Here is a 9,437-nt window from a genome sequence, read left to right on the forward strand (position 1 = left end):
CGTTGGAGCCGATCGCCGTCCACGGCGCTACGACCAGCACCGACAGCAGATCGCGCGCCGGGTCGGCGTAGATCGCCGCAGCGATCGCGGTGCCGGCCGCGATCAGCTCGATTCTGCTCAGCGCACCCCCGCAGACGCGGGCGATGAGGTCGTACGCGCCAGGGGTCGTGCTCGAGGGCAGCACCTGGACTCCCGGGCTGAGTGCCACGAAGGAGGGAAGCGGGGCGCTCTCGGCGGCCCGCGCGAGCGCCTCGCCACCGGACGCGATGCCCAGGTCGCCCCCTTCGAACGCGAGGCAGGCGGTCGGTGCATCTTCGGCGGCGCTCGACGTCGACGTCGCGAAGGGGACGGGGGCAGCTCCGCCGGTCCGGTAGACCGCGACCACCGCGACGCCCCCGACCAAGGCGCCGATCAGGACGAGAGACACCACCGCCGCGGACATCCCGAATCCGCGCCCCACCCGGGCGTCGTCCATACCCCGTAGTTTCCGCCCACGACCGGACGATGAACAGGGGCTTGCGGGTCGCTCGGACGAGTGCCCTAGCCGATGACCACGCGGGCGAATCCGAAGGCCTCGACCCGCACCGTCGCCGTCTGGCCGGCGACCGCGACGGCGATCTCCCTCGGCCGGGCGTCGAGGTTCGCCACGAGCACGGTCGAGCCCGCGGCATCCTGCGCTCCGATCGCCCAGACCAGACCGTCCGGGCTGTCGCCCCACAGCCGCCGCGCGCCCGGTGCGGCCTGCTCGGCGAGGAGCGCGATCGCCGCAGCGACCGGGAACGGCTCGCCGGAAGGAGAGCGGATGCCGCGTGCCCCCCACTCCTCGAAGTAGGCGATGCTCGCCACACCGGGGATGGCCAGGGCCGCGGCGCTCGCCATGACCCAGGCGGCGAGTTCGGGGGACTGCTGCCGAGGGTCGGCCGCTCCGGTGAACTCGGCGCCGTAGCCCTCGCCCAGATCAGTGCGGGTGGGTCCGGGCTGAGGAACGGTCGCCAAGTGGTTGAATCGCGGTCGCAGCGCGATCGGCCCGACGTGCACGGGGCGGCCCTTCGCGAACTCGACGGTCTGCTCGGCGACGAGGCGCTGCATCGCGATCGACTCGATCAGCTGCTCGGTGCCGTGGGCATGGAAGAGCGGGGTGACCGCGACGGTAAGGCCGTCGAGATCCTCGGGGAGGCGGTGCTGCTCGCGGTTGAGCTCCGTGAAGTGGGAGCGGGCGCCCCCCACCACCGGGACGTCGACCCCGGCCGCGGCCAGGGCAGCGCGCAGCGCGACGACCGCGTCCTGATCGGACACGTGCTGTGCGGCGCGCGCCTGCTGGAAGGGGGCGACCCGGAGCACTTCCCGGCCAGGCAGCGCGGCGACCGCGTCGACCAGCGCCAAGGGGAGGTCGGCGTCGAGGAGGAAGCGCACATCGAGCGGCTTCCCGCTCGCGGCGGCCCTGGTGAGGGCCGCGCGCCAGTTCGGGCTCGCGAGGTCGAGCTCGACGAGGACGAAGTCGCCGAGTGGCGCCGCGTCGGGCGCGGGATCCGGCGCCGTCGCGGCTCCGAGGCCGACTGAAGGGAAGCCGTCTCCGGCCTGCAGGTCGATCCGAGCTGGCGCGGCCTCCGGCGCCGTGCTCAGCTGCGGGCGGGATTCGTGACGCGCCGGGTCGGGGCATCCGTCGTCGGCGTGTCGGCGCTCATCCCCGCTGTTGGGTACGGAGGGGTGGGGATCAGCCGCGGCCATCCGGGCATGGAGGGTGACGCTCTGGCGCACCAGACCGCCGGCGGGCAGCAGGTAGGGGAACGGCAGCGCGAGCGGGCGGCTGTACGTCTTGAACGAGGCATCTGTCCAGTTGCGCTGGTCTTCCATCTCGAACACGTCACCGGCGAAGGCGACGGATGCCTCGACCCCGTCGTCCGCCCACTCCAGTGCGGCGATATCGAACACCGGCTGGTGCGGGCTGATCTCGCGCGGGAACCGCGTCTGCTCGACGTCTCCGCCGGAGTGCGTCACCGCGAGCTCGGCACCCGCGACCTGGTACGGGTGCAGCACGACCAGGCCGGTGCGGTTCGTCTGGAATTCCGTGCCCGAGATGGCATCGAAGGTCACCTGCAGGTCATCGCCGTCCGCGGCTGCGCGCACGGTGCCACGCACCTCAGCCCCGAACGCGGTCGTCGACAGCGCGACCACCAGCGCATCGTCCGCGGCCGTCACCGACTCGACGGTGAGCGCGGCGGTGTTCCAGTCGCGGTCGCGGACCACGGCACGGATGCTGCGCAGCACGCGACGCCCGTCGAACCGCACCTCGGCGAGCTCGTCGTCGCGCAGCTCGAGCGACCACGGTCCGCTCCGCCACGGCACCGACGGTGCGTGCGAAGAGTCCCAGGCCGTGCTCATGCTGTTGCGCCGCTCGTCAGAGCGTCGTCATCCCGCCGTCGACCGCGAACAGGCCGCCGGTCGCGAACGCGCCATCGTCTGAGGCGAGGAACACCATGATGCCCTCGACGTCCTGCGGCGATCCGGCCCGACCCAGCGGAATGCGCCCGATGATGGCCGCTCGCGCCTCCGGATCGGAGGTGATGGTCGACACGAGCGACGTCTCGGTATAGGCCGGCACCACGGTGTTCACGCGTATGCCCTGATCGGCATAGGCTGCGGCGACCGTGCGGGCCAGGCCGTGGATGCCGGCCTTGGACGCGCTGTAGGCGGTGAAGTCCCGGCCCTCGCCGTTCAGGCCGGTCGGGCTGCCGGTCAGGATGATCGACCCGCCGCCACCCTTCGCGACCATCGACCGGACCGCGTGCTTGACGGTGAGGAACGTGCCGGTGAGGTTGATGTCGATGGTGCGCTTCCACACGTCGAGGTCGAGGTCGGCGGCTGCGGCATCCTGTCCGAACAGCTGCACACCCGCGTTCGCCACGACGACGTCGGGTGCCCACCCGCTCGCCGCCAGTTCGGCGAAGGCAGCCTCGACCGATGTCTCATCGGCGATGTCCATCACCGCGGCGCGTGCCGTCGGGCCGATCGTCGAGACGGCGGCAGCCGCGGCCTCGGCATTGCGGTCGGCGATGATGACCCTGGCGCCCTCGGCGGCGAAGCGGGCAGCCACGGCGAACCCGATGCCGGTGCCCGATCCGGTGACCAGGGCGGTCTTGCCTGCAAGTCGGCTCATCAGGTTCTCCTAGCGCTCGATGTGACTGCGCTCGATTTTTTCGAGGTGCAGCATGCGGGCGAGGTTCTTGTCGAGCTCGTCGTCGCGGAAGATCTTCTTCCAGTCGTCCTTGATGATGCTCTCGCGACCGTAGTCCATCGCGATGAGGCAGGCGTCGCTGAACGGGTTGTCGCCGCGCAGGCCGTTCGCGAGGGCGACCTGCGTGTGGCCGTACAGGATGCTGCGCGCCGCCGCCTCGGGCACGCCCATGGTGTTGACCGCCTCGCTGAGCGCCTCGTTGAGCAGGGCGCCGATCATGCACGCGACAGTCTCGACGAGGGTGGGCTCGAGCTGGGCGAGCTGCTTGATCGTGACCCAGTGCACGTCGATGATCGGCGCGTAGATCGCCCGGACGGTGGCCTCGACGATCGCCTGCTTGGCGGGGTCATCGGACTCGATCGCGGCGATCGCATCCTGTGGCGCCGCGATGCCGCCGAACGTGTCTGCCCACTCCTCAGGGGTCTGCCGCTGCAGGAAGATCGACGGGTGGCAGGGGTGCGCGACGGCGCGGATGACGTCGGCGCGGTCAGTCAGCAGGCCGGCGTATGCCGCGGCCGGGTCGAGCGTGAGCGCGATCGCGCCGGACTTCAGCTGCGGCACGAGCTCGGCGGTCACGGGGCCGAGCGCCAGGTCGGGGACGGCGAAGACGACGATGTCGGCGTCGGCGACGGCGGTCGTGGCATCCGTCAGCTCCCGCCCCGCGTCGATCGTGCGCTGCGCGCCCGCGGGGGAGTTCTCGACGTAGCTGACGTGATGGGCGGTCTTGGCGAGGTTGTTCGACACCCGCATGCCCATCTTTCCGCCCGCGCCGATGACGGCGATCCGGTAGGTCCCTGAGCTTGGAGATGGGGTCCCTGAGCTTGTCGAAGGGTCGGTAGGTGTGCTCACAGCGTGCTCCTCAGATAGTCGAGTGTGATGCGGGTCCAGTCCCGCTCGGCGGTGACGGTGGTCTCGGGGTCGCCCTGCCAGGGCAGCCAGTGCTCGACGATCTCGTTGATGCCGCGCTCGCGAGGGCGGACGGTCTCGAGCAGGTGGGGGTAGTCGTGCAGGCCGGTGCCCATCGGGGCGCCGCTGTAGGTGAAGCCCACCCAGCCGTTGCGCCGGGCGAAGGCGAAGTCCTTCACGTGGATGTTCTTCACGACGGGCGCGGCGATCTCGACAGCGGTGCGCGGGGGCTCGAGGCGAGCGACGACGTTCGCCGGGTCGAGGCACACGCCGAGCCGATCGGATCCGACCCGCTCGACGAGCGCGACGAGGTCGGTGGTGGCGACCTGCTCGTACGTCTCGAGGGCGAGCGTGACTCCGGATGCCTCGAACTCGGGCAGCGCGGCGGTCAGCCACTCCTCGGCCTCGGCCAGCGAGGGGCGGGTCGTGGGACCGAAGAGCATCGACCGGACGAGGCCGGCATCGAAGATCGCGGCGAGCTCGAGGAAGCGCGTTAGGCGCTCGGGCTCGATGCCCTTCGTGCCCAGCTCGATCGTGAGATGCAGGTCGCGCGCGGCCGCGGCGGCATCGGCGAGTTCTGTCGCATCCATCGACTCCAGCGGTGCGTAGTCGCAGATCTGGAAGAGGTCTACGCCGAGCTCGCGCGTCGCCTCGAACGCCTCGATCAGCGACAGCTGCGTCGGTGCGAGATCGGAGTGCTGCCAGAAGAACGCGTACGTGCCGAGCCCAATCATGCGTCGCCTCGCTCACCGTGGTTTGACGACCGGGACTCGGCCAGTGCGGCGGCTTCGTCGAGCACCGCAGCCATGTTGTCGGGATCGTGGGCGAAGCGTCCGAGGAAGAGCCCGTCGACGGCGTCGCCCAGCTCGGTGAGCAGCCCCGGGCCGGCCGAGCCGCCGTAGATGACGAACGTTCCTGGCCGGTCGGCGACGGCTTCCCGCAGCCCCCGCGTCACGGTCTGGATGTGCGCGACCGGGGCAGGCTCGGCCGCGCCGATCGCCCACACCGGCTCGTAGGCGACGATGATCCCGCCGTCCGGCGCGCCGTCGAGCGCGTCGCGGAGCTGGGCGACCATACGGGCGGCGGCCTCGGCCGGCTCGACGCGCTCGTCCTCGCCGATGCACAGCACGGGCCGCAGTCCGTTGCGCAGGGCGGCGGCGGTCTTGGCGCGCACGACCTCGTCGGTCTCGCCGAAGAGCCGGCGGCGCTCGGCGTGTCCGATCTCGACCACGCCCACGCCGACCTCGGCGAGCTCCGCCGGGCTGACCTCGCCCGTGAACGCACCGGAGTCCTCGGCCGCGGCATCCTGCGCTCCGATCACGGTGTTCGTTCCCGCGAACGCCTCGAGGGCGGCGGCGATCTGCAGGTAGGTGGGGATGACGAAGAACTCGACGGTGCCGCTCGCAACCGCGGGATGCCCGGCGACGACCCCCGCTACGCGCGCAAACCACGCGTGCGCCTCGAGATGCCCGAAGTACATCTTGAGGCTCACGCCGACGGTCACGCGCGGGGGCATCAGCAGCTGCCGGTCTGCTCGTACCGGTCGAGGTCCGCGACCTTCTCGGCGGAGGCCGAGGTCGGGTCGAACCGGTAGGTCAGCCACTCGCGGGCCAGGCGGCGGGCGAGCTCGATGCCGACGACACGCTGCCCGAAAGTCAGCACCTGCGCATTGTTCGAGAGGACGCTGCGCTCCACGGAGAAGCTGTCGTGCGCCGTCACCGCGCGAATTCCGGTGACCTTGTTCGCGGCGATCGCGACGCCGAGCCCTGTGCCGCAGACGAGCAGCGCGCGGTCGGCTTCTCCCTTCGCGACCAGCTCCGCCGCAGCCGTGGCGATGCGGGGATAGGAGGTGTGGCCGTCGGCGTCCACACCGACGTCGACCACGGACGCGACGCCGGGGTTCGCCTCCAGGTCGCGCTTGAGGATCTCCTTGTAGTCGAAGCCGGCATCATCGCAGCCGATGACGATCCGCAGTGGTTCKGGCATGTCAGTTCCTTTCATCCGCGGCATCGGCGAGCAGTGCGCCGATGGCGGTGGCGATGAGGGCGAGCGAGTGCGCGCCGGGATCGGGGGTGCCGAGGCTCTTCTCCGCGTGCGGCCGCGCGCGGCCCATGCGGGGGAGCAGGTCGGCGGTGGAGGCCGCGGCCTGCGTCGCCGCGCTCGCCGCGGTGCGCCAGGCATCGGCGAGGCGGGCCCCGCCATCGACGGCACGGCTGAGTTCGGTGCTGAAGGGCACCAGCGCGTCGACCATCGTCTTGTCGCCCACCTTGGCCTTTCCGTAGGCCATCACGCCCGCGGAGGCCGCGGCGATGCCGGCGGAGACGGATGCCGCGCTCGGCGCGTCCTCGTCGCCGATCGCTTCGCCGACCGCGCGGAGGATGACGCCCCAGAGCGCGCCGGACGTGCCGCCCGCGCGGTCCGACCAGGCGTCGCCCGCGTGGACGAGGACGGTGCCGGCACCGGCGCCCTGCGCAGCGGCGCCGGCCGCGGCCTCGCGCGCAGCGCGCGCTCCACGCTGCATGCCGATGCCGTGGTCGCCGTCGCCGGCGATCTGGTCGAGCCGGCCGAGCTCGTCGACGTGCTCGTCGACGATGGCAGCGGTCGCCGCGACGACGCGGGCAGTCAGGTCCGCGGCCGCGCGGGAGGCGTCGCTCGCGGGCGGGACCGCGTCGGCGGTCGCGGCATCCGTCGTCGTGGTGTGATCGTGGGCGACCGGCGCGACCGAGCCGCGGCGGTAGGCGGGTGTGTCGACGGGGGCGTCCCAGAGGGGTGCGAGCTCGTCGTCCAGCCAGAAGAGGGTGAGCGAGGTGCCCGCCATGTCGAAGCTCGTGCAGTACTCGCCCACGTGCGGGTCCACGATGACGGCGCCCGCTGCGGTGAGCAGCTGCGCGATGCGCCGGTAGACGACGAACATCTCCTCGTACTTGAGCGATCCGAGCCCGTTGAGGATCGGCACGACGCGCGCGCCCTGGGCGGTCACGATGCCGGCGGGCAGTTCGTCGAGAAGCCGGGACACGAGCAGTTCGGCCAGTCCGTCGGCGGTCGGGATGTCGGTCTCGTCGATGCCCGGTTCTCCATGGATGCCGAGGCCGATCGCCATGCGGCCCTCGGGCACGCTGAACAGGGGCGCCTCCGCGCCGGGGAGCGTGCAGCCCGTGAAGGCGACGCCGAAGGAGCGGGTGCGCTCGTTCGCGAGCTGCGCGAGCCGGGTGACCTCGGCGAGGTCGCTGCCCGCCTCGGCCGCGGCGGCGGCGACGCGGAAGACGGTGAGGTCGCCGGCGATGCCGCGGCGCTTGTGCTTCTCGTGGGGAGCGGCCGAGAAGATGTCGTCCGTGACGGTCACGGTCTCGCAGGCGATCCCTTCGGCGCGGAGGCGATCCTGCGCGGCATCGAAGTTGAGCACGTCGCCGGCGTAGTTGCCGTAGCTGAAGAACACCCCGCCGCCGTGATGCGCGGCCTTCGCGACCGAGACGATCTGCTGCGTCGAGGGCGAGGCGAAGAGATTCCCCATCGCGGCGCCGTGCGCGAGTCCGGGTCCGACGAGCCCGCCGAAGGCGGGGTAATGGCCGGACCCGCCGCCGATGACGACGGCAACCTGGCCGTCGGGCACGACGGTGCTGCGGACGACCCCGCCGGCAACGCGGCGGACCGAGCGGCCGTTGGCTGCGACGAAGCCGTCGATCATCTCGTCGGCGAAGGCGGCCGGGTCATTCCATAGACGCGTCATCGCGGCTCCTCGGGAGATCGGAGATCGGGGCGGCAACCGTTGTCGCGCTAAGTCAGTCTGACAAACCGGTTGACCAATTGCAAGTCTCTTTGGCGATCGGGTCACTCGTTGTGGATCTCGAAATCGAGGGTGACCCCATCCGCGTCACCGGGAGTGATGTGCAGTTCAGTGCTGCCGAACCGCTGTGTCCAGACGTCTGGTCTTCCGAGGTGCGGCTCGACGGCGTGTTGGGCGTCGTCGTCGTCGAGGTCGTCAGAGACGATCCAATGGCCGCTCCCGATCCTTCGGCTCTGTGTCCACACAGGCCCCGCGAGCCAGGAGGCGAGGACCACGGTGGCGCCGGCCTCGGCGCGCGATCGGAGGAGCGCGAGCGTCGTCTCGGGCAGGCGGCTTCCCGCCGCGATGATGAGCTCCGGCATCCCCAGCTGGTCATCCCTGACGTGCTCATCGAACACGAGCACGTTTCGCGCGGCGTGGAAGAGTCCGTGCGTGCGCGTTGCGTGGGGGGCGCCGGCCGCGAGAGGGAAATCCGATCGCGGGATGCTGTTCAGCTCGTGCCGTGGGAAGTCATAGCCAGGAATGTGCATGCAGCTTCCGGTCGAGGGGATCGTCCCGTGGCTGAGCACATGCCACGCCTCGAACACGCTCTTCGACGACTCGGGCGCCGTGGCCAGCCGGTTGCCGAACGGCTGGTGACCCCGCCCGAAGTCGCTGTCTTCGGCGTGGATGAGCACGATGTCCGCACGCGCTTCGTCGAAGCGCCAATGCAGCGGATGAGCGGGCACGAACTCGCGGACGAACTCCCGCCACACTGCGCCGAACTCGGTGTCGGCGAACCCTTCCTCACTGTGCTGGAGGAGCACATCGACGTTCTCGACGAACAGTCCGGTGGGTGCGAACAGATAGGCGAGGCGCAGCGCCGAGGCGAACTCGGCGGGCGAATGCCCGGGAAAGCCCGGTGCGCGCGTGAACCACGGTCCGATGTCGGGACCCCACAGGTCAGCGCAGATCCAGAACTGCCGGCGGTATTGGAGTGAGGCGCCCAGCGCCGTCGACAGCTGGAGAGGCTGGAACGACTCCTTCATCACCTTGGGGCACGGTGTCATTCCGGCGCGCGCGAAGGTATGGAACATGACGGGAAAGACCTGCTCGGCGAAGACGGGCACCTCCGGTGCGCCACCTTCCGTCACGGCATTCTCGACGTCGCGGACGATGCCCTGGATCGCCGTATGAATGGTTGCGATCGCTTCGGACGCCGTCGCGCCCGTCGTGTCGCCGAAGTGCGGCAGGAAGGCGTCTCGACGGTACTGATCCGCGTGGATCTGCAGGTGCTCCGGCTCGTCGTACAGGACGCCCGCGAGTCGCCCAGCGTCAGCCGCCTGCTGGATGATCTCCGCAGGGATGTCGTAGCGGTTGGTGCCGGCGACGTGGGGCCCGTTGATGTTGCCGTACTCGTTCCCGAGGACGACATCGATGCCCGCCGCGCTGAGATCGTGGAACAGCGGGCCATGGTCGTGCTCGATGGGGATCACATGGTGCACGTAGAAGTCCGCTCCGAGGTCGCGGAGC

9 protein-coding genes are annotated in these 9,437 nt (G+C 70.8%); all 9 read right to left on the reverse strand.

Translation table 11 applies throughout. The features are described from left to right. Positions 1 to 475, reverse strand: a 475-nt coding sequence (locus AC1DVT_RS14535) for a hypothetical protein (protein WP_477389742.1), incomplete at its 3' end; no start/stop codon positions are given. Between the two features lie 65 nt (positions 476 to 540). Continuing rightward, positions 541 to 2,382: a D-apionate lactonase family protein gene (locus AC1DVT_RS14540; protein WP_477389743.1), complete on the reverse strand. Its 1,842-nt coding sequence runs from the start codon at positions 2,380 to 2,382 to the stop codon at positions 541 to 543. 16 nt (positions 2,383 to 2,398) lie between these two features. Then, a complete protein-coding gene (locus tag AC1DVT_RS14545) occupies positions 2,399 to 3,157 on the reverse strand; it encodes an SDR family NAD(P)-dependent oxidoreductase (RefSeq protein WP_477389744.1) in 759 nt (252 codons plus the stop codon). A 9-nt stretch (positions 3,158 to 3,166) separates the two neighbouring features. After that, positions 3,167 to 4,018: a phosphogluconate dehydrogenase C-terminal domain-containing protein gene (locus AC1DVT_RS14550; RefSeq protein ID WP_477389749.1), complete on the reverse strand. Its 852-nt coding sequence runs from the start codon at positions 4,016 to 4,018 to the stop codon at positions 3,167 to 3,169. Between the two features lie 62 nt (positions 4,019 to 4,080). Beyond that, the gene (locus AC1DVT_RS14555; RefSeq protein WP_477389745.1) at positions 4,081 to 4,875 is read right to left on the reverse strand and encodes a sugar phosphate isomerase/epimerase family protein; all 795 of its coding nucleotides are present in this window, start codon (positions 4,873 to 4,875) and stop codon (positions 4,081 to 4,083) included. After that, positions 4,872 to 5,657, reverse strand: coding sequence for a triose-phosphate isomerase family protein (locus AC1DVT_RS14560; RefSeq protein ID WP_477389746.1), 786 nt, complete (start codon positions 5,655 to 5,657; stop codon positions 4,872 to 4,874). Before AC1DVT_RS14560 ends, AC1DVT_RS14555 begins: the two co-directional genes overlap by 4 nt. Further along, a complete protein-coding gene (locus AC1DVT_RS14565; protein ID WP_457100614.1) occupies positions 5,657 to 6,127 on the reverse strand; it encodes a ribose-5-phosphate isomerase in 471 nt (156 codons plus the stop codon). The genes AC1DVT_RS14560 and AC1DVT_RS14565 overlap by 1 nt, the downstream gene beginning before the upstream one ends. Before the next feature lies 1 nt (position 6,128). Next, positions 6,129 to 7,868, reverse strand: coding sequence for a dihydroxyacetone kinase family protein (locus AC1DVT_RS14570; RefSeq protein ID WP_477389747.1), 1,740 nt, complete (start codon positions 7,866 to 7,868; stop codon positions 6,129 to 6,131). A 101-nt stretch (positions 7,869 to 7,969) separates the two neighbouring features. Continuing rightward, positions 7,970 to 9,437, reverse strand: a 1,468-nt coding sequence (locus AC1DVT_RS14575) for a hypothetical protein (protein ID WP_477389748.1), incomplete at its 5' end; no start/stop codon positions are given.

The sequence above is a fragment of the Microbacterium sp. P2_F9 genome (assembly GCF_056403635.1).

What these genes read in the sequence shown, in the direction of transcription:
- AC1DVT_RS14540 (WP_477389743.1), bottom strand. Translation starts at nt 2,382, where the DNA reads ATGAGCACGGCCTGGGACTCTTCGCACGCACCGTCGGTGCCGTGGCGG.
- AC1DVT_RS14545 (WP_477389744.1), bottom strand. Translation starts at nt 3,157, where the DNA reads ATGAGCCGACTTGCAGGCAAGACCGCCCTGGTCACCGGATCGGGCACC.
- AC1DVT_RS14555 (WP_477389745.1), bottom strand. Translation starts at nt 4,875, where the DNA reads ATGATTGGGCTCGGCACGTACGCGTTCTTCTGGCAGCACTCCGATCTC.
- AC1DVT_RS14560 (WP_477389746.1), bottom strand. Translation starts at nt 5,657, where the DNA reads ATGCCCCCGCGCGTGACCGTCGGCGTGAGCCTCAAGATGTACTTCGGG.
- AC1DVT_RS14570 (WP_477389747.1), bottom strand. Translation starts at nt 7,868, where the DNA reads ATGACGCGTCTATGGAATGACCCGGCCGCCTTCGCCGACGAGATGATC.